The 15226-nt window shown below is 54.5% G+C and carries 14 protein-coding genes; 7 read left to right on the top strand and 7 right to left on the bottom strand.

Going from position 1 to position 15226, the window contains the following annotated elements:
• Positions 1-21: 21 nt before the first annotated feature.
• From WFN75_RS04635 to WFN75_RS04625, 3 genes are all read right to left on the bottom strand, one after another.
• A complete protein-coding gene (locus WFN75_RS04635) occupies positions 22-1929 on the bottom strand; it encodes a DNA topoisomerase III (RefSeq protein WP_336995673.1) in 1908 nt (635 codons plus the stop codon).
• Positions 1930-1933: 4 nt separating this feature from the next.
• A complete protein-coding gene (selD, locus tag WFN75_RS04630) occupies positions 1934-2977 on the bottom strand; it encodes a selenide, water dikinase SelD (protein ID WP_046885890.1) in 1044 nt (347 codons plus the stop codon).
• A 116-nt stretch (positions 2978-3093) separates the two neighbouring features.
• Positions 3094-3645, bottom strand: a complete 552-nt coding sequence (locus WFN75_RS04625) for an NAD(P)H nitroreductase (RefSeq protein WP_212477918.1) — start codon at positions 3643-3645, stop codon at positions 3094-3096.
• Positions 3646-3807: 162 nt separating this feature from the next.
• Here WFN75_RS04625 and sppA point away from each other — a divergent pair, with 162 nt between their 5' ends.
• The 4 genes from sppA (at position 3808) to pncA (ending at position 7976) form a co-directional block, all read left to right on the top strand.
• Complete coding sequence (sppA, locus tag WFN75_RS04620) at positions 3808-5664, top strand: signal peptide peptidase SppA (RefSeq protein ID WP_336995672.1); 1857 nt, start codon at positions 3808-3810, stop codon at positions 5662-5664.
• 58 nt (positions 5665-5722) lie between these two features.
• A complete protein-coding gene (gene ansA, locus WFN75_RS04615; RefSeq protein WP_040076047.1) occupies positions 5723-6739 on the top strand; it encodes an asparaginase in 1017 nt (338 codons plus the stop codon).
• A 69-nt stretch (positions 6740-6808) separates the two neighbouring features.
• A complete protein-coding gene (locus tag WFN75_RS04610; protein WP_336995671.1) occupies positions 6809-7240 on the top strand; it encodes a DUF2569 family protein in 432 nt (143 codons plus the stop codon).
• A 94-nt stretch (positions 7241-7334) separates the two neighbouring features.
• Positions 7335-7976 (top strand): bifunctional nicotinamidase/pyrazinamidase, encoded by a 642-nt coding sequence (pncA, locus tag WFN75_RS04605; RefSeq protein ID WP_212477915.1) that lies wholly within the window; start codon positions 7335-7337, stop codon positions 7974-7976.
• 49 nt (positions 7977-8025) lie between these two features.
• Here pncA and WFN75_RS04600 read toward each other — a convergent pair whose 3' ends face one another.
• Positions 8026-8301, bottom strand: a complete 276-nt coding sequence (locus WFN75_RS04600) for a YeaC family protein (protein WP_040076049.1) — start codon at positions 8299-8301, stop codon at positions 8026-8028.
• Positions 8302-8343: 42 nt separating this feature from the next.
• Positions 8344-8757: a peptide-methionine (R)-S-oxide reductase MsrB gene (msrB, locus tag WFN75_RS04595; protein WP_040076050.1), complete on the bottom strand. Its 414-nt coding sequence runs from the start codon at positions 8755-8757 to the stop codon at positions 8344-8346.
• A 341-nt stretch (positions 8758-9098) separates the two neighbouring features.
• Between msrB and gapA the strand changes: the two genes are divergently transcribed.
• Positions 9099-10094: a glyceraldehyde-3-phosphate dehydrogenase gene (gene gapA, locus WFN75_RS04590; protein ID WP_336995670.1), complete on the top strand. Its 996-nt coding sequence runs from the start codon at positions 9099-9101 to the stop codon at positions 10092-10094.
• Positions 10095-10167: 73 nt separating this feature from the next.
• On the top strand, positions 10168-11052 hold the full coding sequence (locus WFN75_RS04585) for a D-hexose-6-phosphate mutarotase (RefSeq protein ID WP_046885886.1): 885 nt from the start codon (positions 10168-10170) through the stop codon (positions 11050-11052).
• A 42-nt stretch (positions 11053-11094) separates the two neighbouring features.
• Here WFN75_RS04585 and WFN75_RS04580 read toward each other — a convergent pair whose 3' ends face one another.
• Together WFN75_RS04580 and WFN75_RS04575 are read right to left on the bottom strand one after the other, a co-directional pair.
• Positions 11095-11949 (bottom strand): aldo/keto reductase, encoded by an 855-nt coding sequence (locus WFN75_RS04580; RefSeq protein WP_336995669.1) that lies wholly within the window; start codon positions 11947-11949, stop codon positions 11095-11097.
• A 90-nt stretch (positions 11950-12039) separates the two neighbouring features.
• Positions 12040-12786: a MipA/OmpV family protein gene (locus tag WFN75_RS04575; protein ID WP_046885884.1), complete on the bottom strand. Its 747-nt coding sequence runs from the start codon at positions 12784-12786 to the stop codon at positions 12040-12042.
• Positions 12787-13217: 431 nt separating this feature from the next.
• Between WFN75_RS04575 and yeaG the strand changes: the two genes are divergently transcribed.
• Positions 13218-15152 (top strand): protein kinase YeaG, encoded by a 1935-nt coding sequence (yeaG, locus tag WFN75_RS04570; RefSeq protein WP_046885883.1) that lies wholly within the window; start codon positions 13218-13220, stop codon positions 15150-15152.
• The last annotated feature ends 74 nt before the right edge of the window (positions 15153-15226 follow it).

The raw sequence follows: 15226 nt of genomic DNA, 5'->3' as shown, positions 1-15226 counted from the left end.
GGTTACCTCACCGGGCCTTTTTTATGCTGCGCTGCGCTTTTTTTTAAAGGGTTTCTTGTTGCCGCCACCTGGCGCTGACATCCCCCTGAACTGCCTGACCGGGGTACTCTTCGCCTGGTTAATCAAATCAAACAGGGTGCCCACCAGCGGCTGCATAAAGTCCTGATAACGGCACTGCTTCTCACTGATTTGCGTCAGTACCGACTCCCAGTGGGCTGTCATATCCGGCCGTGCGGCCAGTTCAGGCAGCGAGTGGATCAGCGCCCGTCCCGGATCGGTGGAGTGAATGTAGCGCCCTTTCTTGATCAAAAAACCCCGTTTGAACAGCAGCTCGATGATCCCGGCGCGGGTAGCTTCGGTACCTAATCCATCCGTCGCGCGCAGGATCTTCTTCAGATCTTTGTCCTGCACAAAGCGGGCAATACCGGTCATGGCCGAGAGCAACGTCGCATCGGTAAAGTGACGCGGCGGCTGCGTCTGGCGCTCAACAACTTCGCCTTTCTCACAGAGCAGTTCGTCCTCTTTTGCCACCACCGGCAGCGGCGTACCGTCGTTCTCTTCATCGCGCTCTTTATTGCCCAGCAGCGTCCGCCATCCGGCTTCGGCCAGGAAACGCGCTTTGGCCACGAATTTGCCTTTGGCGATCTCCAGCTCAATGACGCACTTGCGGAATACCGCATCAGGGCAGAACTGCATCAGATACTGGCGGGCAATCAGGTTGTACACTTTCGCTTCGTTGTCCGTCAGCGTGACCTTGCTACTGCGCGCCGTCGGAATAATGGCGTGGTGGGCATCGACTTTTTTGTCATCCCAGCAGCGGTTGCGGGTATCTGCGTTAACGACAGGCTGGCCTGATAACTCCGGCGCATGCGCACCGATGGCGTTCATCACCGCGTGCCGCCCGGCAAAATGCTCCTCGGGCAGGTATCGGCTGTCAGAACGCGGATAAGTTATCAATTTATGGGTTTCGTACAACTTCTGGCAGATATCGAGCACGTTTTGCGCGCTCAGGCCAAAGCGTTTCGCCGCTTCAATCTGCAGCGCTGAGAGCGAAAACGGCAGCGGTGCCGGTTCTGATTCCCGTTTATCGTTATAGCTGGTCACGACTGCCGGTTGCCCGCCGATACGGTTCACGACGTGATCTGCGAGCGGACGATGAAGCAAACGCCCCTCTTCATCCTGATAGGGTTCGCAGGCTTCGCTGGGTTGCCAGGTCGCGGTAAAGCGCTCCTCTTTCGGGGTAACGATATGCGCTTTCACTTCAAAGAAATCTTTGGCAACGAAGTTTTCGATCTCTTCGTCACGACGCACCACCAGCCCCAGGACCGGCGTCTGGACGCGGCCCACGGAGAGCACCCCCTGATAACCTGCATTGCGTCCAAGAATGGTGTAGGCGCGGGTCATATTAATGCCGTACAGCCAGTCGGCGCGCGCCCGGGCAAGCGCCGAGACGCAGAGCGGGACAAACTCGCTATTGGCGCGCAGCCGCGAGATGGCGCGCTCGACCGCCTGCGGGTTGAGATCGTTAATCAGACAGCGCTGCACCTGCTGACGCTTTTCTGGTGCCAGTTGCAGGTAGTCCAGCACCTCATCCACCAGCAACTGCCCTTCCCTGTCCGGGTCACCGGCGTGAATGATTTCCGCCGCATCGTGCAAGAAGCGCTTAATCACATTGAGCTGTTTAGTTACCGACGGGCGCGGCTGAAGCTGCCATTTTTCCGGCACGATGGGCAGGTCGTTAAGATTCCAGCGGGCATAACGGCTGTCGTAGGCATCGGGCTGCGCCTGCTCCAGCAGGTGGCCGATACACCAGGTCACCACCTGCCCATTACCACACTCAATAAAACCATCGCCTTTGCGGTGCGGTTTAGGCAACACATCGGCGATGGCGCGACCGAGACTCGGTTTTTCGGCAATAAATAACCGCATCGAATTACTGGATCTCGATCATTGGCCGTCCACCACGAGCCGTGACCAGTTCGCCGATGGCGCTCAGGTTGATGCCGTATTCCGCGGCGGTGGCTTTCACTTCGGCTTCGGCCTCTGGCGTTACCGCCAGCAGCAGACCGCCAGAGGTTTGCGGATCGCACAGCAGATCACGCCACTCGGCGGGCATCTCGCCCATCAGATGACCGTAGCTGGCAAAGTTGCGCTGGGTGCCACCCGGCACCGCCCCCTGGGCAATATATGCTTCGACACCCGGCAGTTTCGGCACATCCTGATACCAGAGTTGCGCCTGCACGCCCGCTCCCTGACACACCTCGCTCAGGTGGCCAAGCAGGCCAAAGCCGGTGACGTCCGTCATCGCCTTCACACCATCAATGTTGGCAAAAGCCGCCCCGGCGAGGTTCATCTGACACATCACTTCCGCCGCCAGGCCTTTATGTTCAGGCTTGAGCAGAGATTTCTTCTCCGCGGTGGTGAGCACGCCAATCCCCAGCGGCTTGGTCAGATAGAGTTTGCAGCCGGGCTCGGCGGTACTGTTGCGTTTAACGCGTTCGGTGGGCACCACGCCGGTCACCGCCAGGCCAAAGATAGGCTCTGGTGCGTCGATAGAGTGGCCGCCTGCCAGCGCAATGCCCGCCTGCTGGCAAGCAAAACGCCCGCCCTCAATCACCTCGCGGGCAATTTCCGGTGCCAGGGTATTAATGGGCCAGCCAAGAATGGCAATCGCCATAATGGGTTTACCCCCCATCGCGAAGATATCGCTGATGGCGTTGGTGGCGGCGATGCGGCCAAAGTCGTACGGGTTGTCGACAATCGGCATAAAGAAATCGGTGGTACTGATGATGCTGGTCCCGTTGCCTAAATCGTAAACGGCGGCGTCGTCACGGGTTTCGTTGCCAACAAGCAGGTTCGGGTCGACAAACTTCGCCTGCTCGCTGTGAAGAATGGTCTCCAGCACTTTGGGGGAAATTTTACAACCGCAACCGGCTCCGTGGCTGTATTGCGTTAAACGAATGGTTTGCTCGCTCATGGACATCTCCTGTCATTGCAATTGCGTTATGTTAACGCTCATTCCATTACGGGGTAAGTATGGGTGTCTGAATTCTGGTGCACTTGCACAGAATCCAGACAGTTTAGCCCCGGTCGTCAGAAGCGGGTGACGAACGGCGAGGTATCGGGCACTGAGACGGTGGTGGACGCTTTCAACTGCGGCGTACCGAGATAGAGGAAACCGACGATTTTATCTTCTGTTCTGCAATCAAGCGCATCCCGTACCACCGGGCTGTCGGTTAATGCCCCGCTGCGCCAGATACCATTGAAGCCCTGCGCGAGGGCAGCCATCTGCATTGCCATGACCGCGCATCCGGCGGACATCTCCTGCTCCCAGACGGGAACTTTGTGATTCGGCTGACATTTAGCGACCACGGCGATGATCATCGGCGCGCGGAATGGCGCATTTCGCGCTTTCTCGATCGCTTTTTCATCCTGCTCAGCGGCAATAGCCCCCTTTTCCAGCAGCGCGCTGAAACGCGTGCGGCCTTCACCTTCTATGATAAAGAAGTGCCACGGCTGTAACGTACCGTGATCGGGCGCGCGCAAGGCTGCGCGAAGGATATTTTCCAGCTGTTCACCAGCGGGAGCGGGCTCAGTAAGGCGTGAGGCGCTGCGGCGGTTAACCAGCAGTTCTAGTGCATCCATGGGGTAACTCCTGTCTACGGATTTACTCAAAATTAACACGACAGCAGATTTTGTTACAGCGTGGCAGGCGATTCCTGCTGACAAGAGGCAGTTGGGTCATTACGATAGCCCGACAACCCGTCCATGGCGACGGGCCGGGTAATTTTTGGACAGGGAGAAGAGATGCGAACCCTTTGGCGTTTTTTTGCCGGATTTTTTAAATGGACGTGGCGGCTGCTGAATTTCGTCCGTCAGCTGGTCATGAACCTCTTTTTCATCTTGCTGGTGATGGTTTGCGTTGGCGTCTGGATGCATATAAGCAGCACCAGTCAAAGTCAGCATGCTACGCGCGGTGCGCTGCTGCTGGATATTGCAGGGGTGGTGGTCGATAAACCTTCTACCAACAACCGACTCGGCGTGCTGGGTCGCCAGCTGTTTGGTGCCAGCAGCGATCGTCTGCAGGAGAATTCGCTGTTTGACATCGTCGACGCGATTCGCCAGGCGAAAGCAGATCGTAACATCACCGGGATCGTTCTCGACCTGAGAAACTTCGCGGGGGCCGACCAGCCTTCCATGCAGTACATTGGTAAAGCGCTACGCGAGTTCCGCGACAGCGGCAAACCGGTGATCGCTGTGGGCGATAATTACAGTCAGGGGCAATATTATCTGGCCAGTTTCGCCAATAAAATTTGGCTCTCGCCACAAGGCACCGTGGACCTGCATGGCTTTGCGACCAATGGCCTTTATTACAAATCGCTGCTGGATAAGCTGAAAGTCACCACCCATGTCTTCCGTGTTGGCACCTATAAATCGGCCGTTGAGCCGTTTATTCGCGATGATATGTCCCCTGCCGCCCGCGAGGCTGACAGCCGCTGGATTGGCGAACTGTGGCAGAACTATCTCGGCACCGTGGCCGCTAACCGCCAGATCACGCCTGAACAGCTTTTCCCGGGCGCACAGGCGGTGCTTGATGGCCTGCGTAAGGTCGATGGCGACACGGCGAAATATGCCCTGAATAACAAACTGGTTGATGTGCTCGGCTCCAGCGCCGACATCGAAAAAGCCCTGACCAAACAGTTTGGCTGGAGCAAAGAGGACAAAAACTTCAGCGCCATCAGCTTCTATGATTACCAGCCGAACAAATCGGCCGATGCTGGAGACAGTATTGCGGTGGTGTTTGCTAACGGCGCCATCATGGACGGGGAAGAGACGCCGGGTAACGTGGGCGGTGATACTACCGCTTCGCAGATCCGCGATGCACGCCTCGATCCAAAAGTGAAAGCGATTGTTCTGCGGGTTAATAGCCCGGGCGGCAGCGTCAGCGCTTCTGAGGTGATCCGCGCCGAGCTGGCTGCGGCGCGCGCGGCGGGTAAACCGGTGGTCGTATCGATGGGCGGTATGGCGGCCTCTGGCGGTTACTGGATCTCCACGCCAGCGAACTACATCGTGGCGAACCCGAGCACCCTGACCGGCTCTATCGGTATCTTCGGGGTCATCAACACCATGGAGAACAGCCTGGATTATCTGGGCGTGCATACCGACGGCGTAGCCACCTCACCGCTGGCAGATGTCGCGGTAACCAAAGCGCTGCCGCCAGAAGTGTCGCAGATGATGCAGCTCAGCATTGAGAATGGTTACAAGCGCTTTATTACGCTGGTTGCCGACTCGCGCAAGAAGACGCCGGAGCAGATCGATCAGATTGCCCAGGGTCACGTCTGGACCGGTCAGGATGCCAAAAAGAACGGTCTGGTTGATAGCCTCGGCGATTTCGACGATGCCGTCGCGAAAGCGGCTGAACTGGCGAAGCTGAAGCAGTGGCATGTGGACTACTATCAGGACGAACCTACGTTCTTCGACGTGGTCGTGAACAGCATGTCAGGCTCGGTGCGTGCCATGTTGCCGCAGGCGCTACAGGCGATGCTGCCGGCACCGCTGGCCTCGGCGGCCAGCGTGGTAAAAGGTGAAAGCGATAAGCTCGCGGCCTTTAACGATCCACAAAATCGTTACGCGTTCTGTCTAACCTGCGCCAACATGCGTTAATCCTCATCCCCTCTTCCGTGAAGAGGGGATTTTTCTTTGAAGCCAAGAACACAACATCATGCACAAGAAATCGATCTACGTGGCTTATACCGGCGGTACCATCGGTATGCAGCGCTCTGAAAATGGTTACATCCCGGTCTCGGGTCATCTGCAACGCCAGCTGGCGCTGATGCCGGAGTTTCATCGCCCGGAGATGCCAGACTTCACCATTCACGAGTATGACCCGCTAATGGACTCCTCCGATATGACGCCAGAGGACTGGCAGCATATCGCCGACGATATTAAAGCTCATTACGATCTGTATGACGGCTTCGTGATCCTGCATGGCACCGACACTATGGCGTTTACCGCCTCGGCGCTCTCTTTTATGCTGGAGAACCTGGGTAAGCCCGTGATTGTGACCGGCTCGCAAATCCCGCTGGCCGAGCTGCGCTCTGACGGGCAGATCAATCTGCTGAACTCCCTGTACGTAGCGGCGAACTACCCGATTAACGAGGTCGCGCTGTTCTTTAATAACCGCCTCTTCCGGGGTAACCGCACCACCAAAGCCCACGCGGATGGTTTCGATGCGTTTGCCTCACCTAACCTGCAACCGCTGCTGGAGGCGGGTATTCATATTCGCCGCCTCGGTACCCCGCCTGCGCCAAATACCCTGGGCGAACTTGTGGTCCATCCGATTACGCCGCAGCCGATTGGCGTAGTGACGATCTACCCGGGGATCTCGGCGGATGTGGTGCGAAACTTTCTGCGTCAGCCGGTGAAAGCGTTAATACTGCGTTCATACGGGGTGGGCAATGCTCCGCAGAATGGTGAATTTCTGCAAGAGCTGCAGGCCGCAAGCGAACGCGGCATTGTGGTGGTGAATTTGACGCAGTGCATGTCCGGTAAGGTCAATATGGGCGGATACGCCACGGGTAACGCGCTGGCTCATGCCGGGGTGATCAGCGGCTTTGATATGACGGTGGAAGCCACCCTTACCAAATTGCACTACCTTCTGAGCCAGGATCTGGATATCCACGCCATACGTCTCGCCATGATGCAGAACCTGCGCGGCGAACTGACGCCAGACGAATAGAGTCGGTTGGGAAGCACGAGAGGGTGACGGCGTTGCCCTCCTCGCCCGCTATCTCATGAGAGGGAGCTTATGAGCAACAGTACCAAAATTGACGGTTTTCTCTTGTTTCCTGCAGCCGGTTTGATACTTTCCTGCATCGCCGGGGCGTTCAACGCCTGGGTGGTCGTGTTACTCCTGTGGCTCTTTTTCACGGGTGAAGACCATGACGTCGGGCTGGCTGTTGCAGCGTTAACCCTGCCGAGCATTGTCTATCTGACTTTGCTGGGCAACGCCTGTTGGCAATTCTTCAGAAAAAGTAAGCGAACCCGAAAAGCCATGATTGCCTATTACGTGGGTAATTTTGTTATCAACGCCGGTTCGGTCATCTACAGCGGGATCGCCTTTGATATGTCGCTGCAGTTCGCCGACCTGCTCTGGCTTCTGGTCTCCTCTTTCAGCCTGATTGTTTTAGTGCCCTGGTTTCTCTACTCGAAACGAGTCCCTGTCGTCTTTTGTCGTTAATGCCCGGGCGTCCAGGAATGCTCCGGATAGCATTCTATGGCCCCGCTTTACCATTAAAATTAGATGATAAATACGCTGCTTTTAAGGAATGAATATGACGCAACGAGCTTTATTACTGGTTGATCTGCAAAATGATTTTTGCGCAGGCGGCGCACTGGCGGTAGCAGAAGGCGATAGCACTGTTGATATCGCTAATACGCTTATTGAGTGGTGTAAAGCCCGCGGCGATGCCGTGGTGGCAAGCCAGGACTGGCATCCGGAAAATCACGGTAGCTTTGCCAGCCAGCATGACGTTGAACCTTATAGCCAGGGCGAACTCGACGGGCTGGCGCAGACGTTCTGGCCGGATCACTGCGTTCAGCAGACCGAAGGCGCTGAGCTCCACCCTTTGCTTAACCAAAAAGCGATTGATGCGGTGTTCCACAAAGGCGAAAACCCGGCCATCGACAGTTATAGCGCATTCTTTGATAACGGCCATCGTCAGAAAACGGCGCTGGATGCGTGGCTGCGTCACCATGAAATCGTTGAGCTTATTGTGCTGGGTCTGGCGACAGATTATTGCGTGAAATTTACCGTGCTGGACGCACTCCAGCTGGGATACACCGTCAACGTGATTACCGATGGCTGCCGCGGCGTCAATCTTCAGCCTCAGGATAGCGCGCAGGCGTTTATGGATATGGCCGCCGCCGGTGCTACCCTGTATACGCTGGAAGACTGGCAAGAAACACAGGCGTAATCCTTTTGCCGGGCGGCGGCACTTTCACCGCCCGGCACGCACAAACCCATCAGGATTTGAACATGGCAATCGATTTTGGCGCGATGCCAAAATCTTCCTTCAGCTGTTGTTTACTCTTCATCACCATCTGCCCCTGGGTATCAATGGTCATGTGTTGCGCGTCGGTGTTATGCCGTGCCTGCCAGAGCATAACCAGCTGCAGGCTGTTCTCTTTCTGGGCCGGGGTCAGCGCCACCCCATCAGGCCATTTTCCCAGCTCAACGGCGGTGACCAGGCGTTGATAAACGTCCTCTGTCATCCCACTAATCATCTCGTCAATATTCATGATTTACCCGGCTCCGGTGGAATAATTTGCTGAATCGATTTTTCAACCTTTAGTCTGGTCGCCATTCTGGTCATCGGTGAAGCTTAACGAGGCAGAATTGACGCAGAAACGCTCCCCTGTTGGCTGAGGGCCGTCCGGGAAAACATGACCGAGGTGGGCATCGCAATTTCCACAGCGGATTTCGATGCGCTGCATACCATGAGAGTTGTCGGTCAGATAGCGGATTGCCTCATCGCTAACGGGCTCATAGAAGCTTGGCCAACCGCAGCCAGAATCATATTTACTTTCAGAGTTAAACAGGGCGGCATCACACACCAGGCAGTGGTAAATCCCATCACGTTTGTTATGCAGTAAACGCCCGGTGAATGGCGGCTCGGTGCCGTGGTTCTGGGTCACATAGAACTGCATTTCTGTTAGATTTTTCTTCAGTTCGTCCGGGTTGGATTGATTCGACATAAGCTCATATCTCACGATTGAAAACAGACAACGTTTAGGTCGATTCTAACAAAACATTAACACTGAAGTGTGAACTTTTGTTCTAAACTTAGTCGTTGCGAAAAGGCGGTCGGCCAAATGTGATCAAATCCACATTTTTCTTCGGCCAGCCCTTTAAAATTCACGGCGCAGTCCCCATATGGTTGCAAGCTCCGAGGGAATGTTAGGCGAGTCAATCGCCCAAAGGTCGCGCGAAGGATTGATTTGTCGCAATGATTGACACGATTCCGCTTGACGCTGCGTATGGTTTTTGTAATTTTACAGGCAACCTTTTATTCACTAACAAATAGCTGGTGGAATATATGACTATCAAAGTAGGTATCAACGGTTTTGGCCGTATCGGTCGCATTGTTTTCCGTGCTGCTCAGGAACGTTCTGACATCGAAATCGTTGGTATCAACGATCTGTTGGACGCTGAATACATGGCGTACATGCTGAAGTACGACTCAACCCACGGTCGCTTCAACGGTACTGTTGAAGTTAAAGACGGCCACCTGGTTGTTAACGGCAAAACCATCCGTGTTACTGCTGAAAAAGATCCAGCTAACCTGAAGTGGAGCGAAATCGGTGTTGACGTGGTTGCTGAAGCGACTGGTATCTTCCTGACCGACGAAACTGCACGTAAGCACATCACCGCTGGCGCGAAAAAAGTTGTTCTGACGGGTCCTTCCAAAGACAACACCCCAATGTTCGTACGTGGTGCTAACTTCGAAACTTACGCTGGCCAGGATATCGTTTCCAACGCATCCTGCACCACCAACTGCCTGGCACCGCTGGCGAAAGTTATCAACGACAACTTCGGTATCGTTGAAGGCCTGATGACCACCGTTCACGCGACCACCGCAACTCAGAAAACCGTTGACGGCCCGTCTCACAAAGACTGGCGTGGCGGCCGTGGCGCGGCTCAGAACATCATCCCATCCTCTACCGGTGCTGCTAAAGCGGTAGGTAAAGTACTGCCAGAACTGAATGGCAAACTGACTGGTATGGCGTTCCGCGTTCCGACTCCTAACGTATCCGTTGTTGACCTGACCGTTCGTCTGGAAAAAGCTGCTTCTTATGAAGAAATTAAGAAAGCAATCAAAGCTGCTTCCGAAGGCGCAATGAAAGGCGTTCTGGGTTACACCGAAGATGACGTTGTTTCTACCGATTTCAACGGCGAAGTATGCACTTCCGTGTTCGATGCTAAAGCAGGTATCGCACTGAACGACAACTTCGTTAAGCTGGTATCCTGGTACGACAACGAAACCGGTTACTCCAACAAAGTACTGGACCTGATCGCTCACATCTCCAAATAAGTTGAGATGAGACACTGATCCAAAAGGCGACTTCGGTCGCCTTTTTTATTGCTTCAAGACAGAGGATTGCTTAATGATTAATAAAATTTTTGCACTTCCGGTAGTCGAAGAACTTACCCCTGTGCTTTCCCGCCGTCAGATTGACGGAGCCGACATCATCGTGGTTGATCACCCGCGCGTAAAAGCCTCCGTAGCGCTGAATGGCGCTCACCTGCTCTCCTGGAAACCAGAAGGTCAAACCGAAGCGCTGTGGCTCAGCGACAACACCTCTTTCAAAAAAGGGGCGGCGATCCGCGGCGGTGTGCCAATTTGCTGGCCGTGGTTTGGTCCGGCGGCACAGTCAGGTTTGCCTGCTCACGGGTTTGCCCGTAATCAGCAGTGGACCTTGAAAGCGCACAATGACGATGAAAATGGAGTGGTACTGACGTTTGAACTGCAGGCAAATGAGGAGACCCGTGCGCTCTGGCCGCATGATTTCACACTCTATGCACGCTTCAAGCTGGGTAAAACCTGTGAAATCGAACTGGAAGCCCACGGCGAATTTGAAACCACCAGCGCCCTGCACACCTATTTCAACGTGGGTGACATCAGCGCGGTCAAGGTGAGTGGATTGGGCGATACCTTTATCGACAAAGTGGATAACGCCAAAGAGGGCAAACTGAGCGACGGCGTGCAGACCTTCCCGGATCGTACCGACCGCGTTTATCTGCATCCGGAAGCGTGCAGCGTCATTCATGACGCCGCGCTGAACCGCAGCGTCGAAGTGGTGCACCATCACCATAGCAACGTTGTGGGCTGGAACCCGGGCCCGGCGCTCTCTGTGAGCATGGCCGACGTACCGGACGAGGGTTATAAGACCTTCGTCTGTGTAGAAACCGCCTGCGTAACATCACCACAGAAGACCAGCGAAGAGAAGCCTTCTCGCCTGGGGCAAACTATTAGCATCATTCAGCGCTAATGATGCCCGCCCCACTCCCCACGGGAGCGGGGCGTTTTACCATCACACCATATCCAGCGGCGTTTTATGGCCAGGCGCCGGAAATGCGTCCGCAAGCATAGCTATCTCTTCGTCAGAGAGCGTAATCTCTAATGCCTGCGCGTTATCCCTGACATGCTCCGGCGAGCCCGCTTTTGGAATCGCTATCACCCCCTGATGACTAATGACCCATGCCAACAGGATCTGCGCCGGCGTGGCGCGATGACGCTGTGCTATCTCATTGACCACCGAATGCGTCATTAATCCAGAACGTAATCGCCCGGCCTGAGCCAGGGGGCAGTAAGCCATTACCGGCATCTGCTGTTGCTGACACCAGGGAAGAAGATCGTATTCGATGCCTCGCGAAGCCAGATGATAGAGGACCTGATTTGTCGCGCAGGCCTGCCCTCCGGGCACTTGCCAGAGCGCCTGCATATCTTCAACATCCAGATTAGATACACCCCAGCGGCGAATTTTGCCCTGACGCTGCAAGGTCTCCATCAACCGGACGGTCTCCTCCAGGCCGTACTCGCCTCGCCAGTGCAGCAGATAGAGATCGAGGTAGTCCGTACCCAGGCGGCGTAAGCTGGCTTCACAGGCCGCCATCCCTTTCTGGCCTGCCGCGTTCCACGGATAGACTTTGGAGACCAGATAGACTTTATCACGCACTCCTTTAATCGCTTCGCCAACCACCTCTTCTGCTTTGCCGTCTGCGTACATTTCTGCGGTATCGATCAGGGTGAGGCCCAGTTCGATGCCCGTGCGCAGCGCAGTGACCTCCTGAGAACGAAGGCTGTTTTTCTCACCCATATACCAGGTGCCCTGGCCAATGGCCGGCAGAGTCTCTTTTTCGCCAAACATAACGGTTTTTTTGCTCATCTGTTTCTCCTGTTTCACCGCACCAACATAATGCAAACGGGGCGCAAGCGCCCCGTTGTAATGCAGTGATTGCACTGTGAAGATGCACAATCAGAAACTGTAGGTCACCCCAACAGAGAACGCACCTGCCCAGGATTTATCGACCATCGGGCTGTCCTTGATCTCGTCGCTCAGACGGGTATAACGGCCGGTGCCGTAGATATTCCAGTCCTGAGTGAATTCGTAGCTGGCAGTGAGCGCCAGGTACGGGTTCCAGCCATCGTCAGCATTGTAGCGATTTAACCCACTACGATTTGCCTCACGACGGGACACCCCATAGTAGTAGTCATTGTAGTTTTCACTGGTGTACTCCACGCCAATGCCCGGCGTCAGCGTCAGGCCGCCGTTGGTATAGCGATACAACCAGGCCAGATCCCAAATGTAGCCGTTGCTGTTATCGAGCGTGTCAGCTGCCAGGGAGGTACGCAGGAAACCATACTGGGTGTTATGCACGTAGGAGAGACCCGCCATCATGGTGCTCTTACGTTTATCGAGCTGCTTCAGTCGCCAGTCGTCGCTGTCGCCCGGCTTGAAGTGCATCGGATCGTAGTAAGCCATGATCGAGAGCTTATCGCTTTCGTCATTCCACAGATAATAGCCACCGCCAAGACCGCGGAACCAGAAGTTGTCACCTTCATAGGTGATCACCGGTACCGGATAGACATCACGGTCATAGTCTTTGTACGGGCTATTGAGCACGCCGACGCCTGCGCCGACAGACCACTGATTCTCCGCGCTAGCGGTACCCACTGAAGCGGCAGCGAGAATTCCCAGTGCCAGAAGTTTGAGTTTGGTCACAATCCATTCTTTCCTGTAGTCAAATAATCCGCGAAAGGAGTTTAACCGCCCTTCGCGCGCTTTCCCAATTTTTTACATACGAATATTTCTGATAAACAGATTAATTTCTGCGATGCACATGACGAAATATTGTCACTCCGATGACAGAACCGCGAAATAAGTGTGTTTGACTTAAAAATTATCGCTGATTTTTCGGATGAGTTATTGATATGTCATTGAAATTAGATTTGGGCGACATGCAAGTTTTGCAAATGCCATCTACGCTTAATTTTAAGAAGATGAATTCCTGACCACCCCGCAGTTTTAGCCCCCGACCTGGCACACGGGTTGCTGCTTTTGCAGTGAGGTGCAAAGGATCCCGCTTCCGGGAGCCTCCACTATTCATACGAACGGCTCTTATCCTGTGCTAAAAAACGAAAGGACGGCATGCCATGAATATATTCGATCACTATCGCCAGCGCTATGAAGCTGCCAAGGACGAAGAGTTCACACTGCAGGAGTTTCTTGCCATCTGTAAGCAAGATCGCAGTGCCTATGCTAACGCGGCAGAACGGCTATTGATGGCTATCGGTGAGCCACAGATGGTGGACACTGCCCAGGAACCACGGCTTTCCCGTCTTTTTTCCAATCGGGTCGTCGCCCGATATCCTGCGTTCGAAGAGTTTTATGGCATGGAGGATGCCATTGAGCAGATCGTCTCTTATCTGAAGCACGCGGCACAAGGGCTGGAAGAGAAGAAACAGATTCTGTATCTGCTGGGGCCGGTGGGTGGCGGTAAATCGTCACTGGCTGAACGTCTTAAATCATTAATGCAGCGGGTGCCAATCTATGTGCTGAGCGCTAACGGTGAGCGCAGCCCGGTGAATGATCACCCGCTCTGTCTGTTTAATCCGCAGGAAGATGCGCAGATCCTGGATAAAGAGTACGGCATTCCCCGTCGTTATCTGGGCACCATCATGTCACCCTGGGCGGCAAAACGTCTGCACGAATTTGGCGGCGATATTACCAAATTCCGCGTGGTAAAAGTCTGGCCGTCCATTCTGGAACAGATTGCTATCGCCAAGACGGAACCGGGTGATGAGAACAACCAGGATATCTCTGCCCTGGTCGGTAAAGTCGATATCCGTAAACTGGAAAACCATGCCCAAAACGATCCAGATGCGTACGGCTACTCGGGCGCGCTCTGCCGGGCGAACCAGGGGGTGATGGAATTTGTCGAGATGTTTAAGGCCCCCATCAAAGTGCTGCACCCGCTGCTGACCGCGACGCAGGAAGGCAACTACAACGGGACTGAAGGCATCTCCGCCCTGCCGTTCAACGGCATTATTCTGGCGCACTCGAACGAATCGGAGTGGGTCACGTTCAGAAATAACAAAAACAATGAGGCCTTCCTTGACCGTGTTTACATCGTCAAGGTGCCTTATTGCCTGCGCATCTCAGAAGAGATCAAAATTTACGAAAAACTGCTGAATCACAGTGAGCTGGTGCATGCGCCCTGCGCCCCTGGCACCCTGGAAACGCTGTCACGCTTCTCAATCTTGTCGCGTTTGAAAGAGCCTGAAAACTCAAGCATCTACTCAAAAATGCGCGTGTACGATGGTGAGAGCCTGAAAGACACTGACCCGAAAGCGAAATCCTACCAGGAGTATCGCGACTATGCGGGCGTTGATGAAGGGATGAACGGGTTGTCTACGCGCTTCGCGTTTAAGATCCTCTCTCGCGTATTCAACTTCGACCATGCGGAAGTGGCGGCAAACCCGGTACACCTGTTCTATGTTCTGGAGCAGCAAATTGAGCGTGAGCAGTTCCCGCAGGAGCAGGCCGAACGTTACCTTGAGTTCCTGAAAGGTTATCTGATCCCGAAATATGCTGAATTCATTGGCAAGGAGATCCAGACCGCCTACCTGGAATCGTACTCCGAGTACGGCCAGAACATTTTTGACCGCTATGTTACCTATGCCGATTTCTGGATCCAGGATCAGGAGTACCGCGATCCGGACACCGGTCAGCTCTTCGATCGTGAATCGCTGAACGCCGAGCTGGAAAAAATCGAGAAGCCTGCCGGGATCAGCAACCCGAAAGACTTCCGTAATGAGATCGTTAACTTTGTGCTGCGTGCCCGGGCAAATAACAACGGTCGCAACCCCAACTGGACCAGTTATGAAAAACTGCGCACGGTCATTGAGAAGAAAATGTTCTCTAATACCGAGGAGTTGCTGCCGGTGATTTCGTTTAACGCCAAAACTTCCACCGACGAGCAGAAAAAGCACGACGACTTTGTCGACCGTATGATGGAGAAAGGCTATACCCGCAAGCAGGTTCGCCTGCTGTGTGAATGGTATCTCCGCGTCCGTAAATCATCATAACAATGCTGCCCGGCGGTGAAAGCCTGCCGGGCAAACAGCAACTGCGCATACCCGTAAGGGTACAAAGTTGGCAA

The organism is Leclercia sp. UBA7405 (assembly GCF_037152215.1).
Lineage (GTDB): Bacteria > Pseudomonadota > Gammaproteobacteria > Enterobacterales > Enterobacteriaceae > Enterobacter > Enterobacter pneumoniae.
Note: the sequence above shows the minus strand (reverse complement) of the source record. Positions and strands in the feature narration are given on the sequence as shown.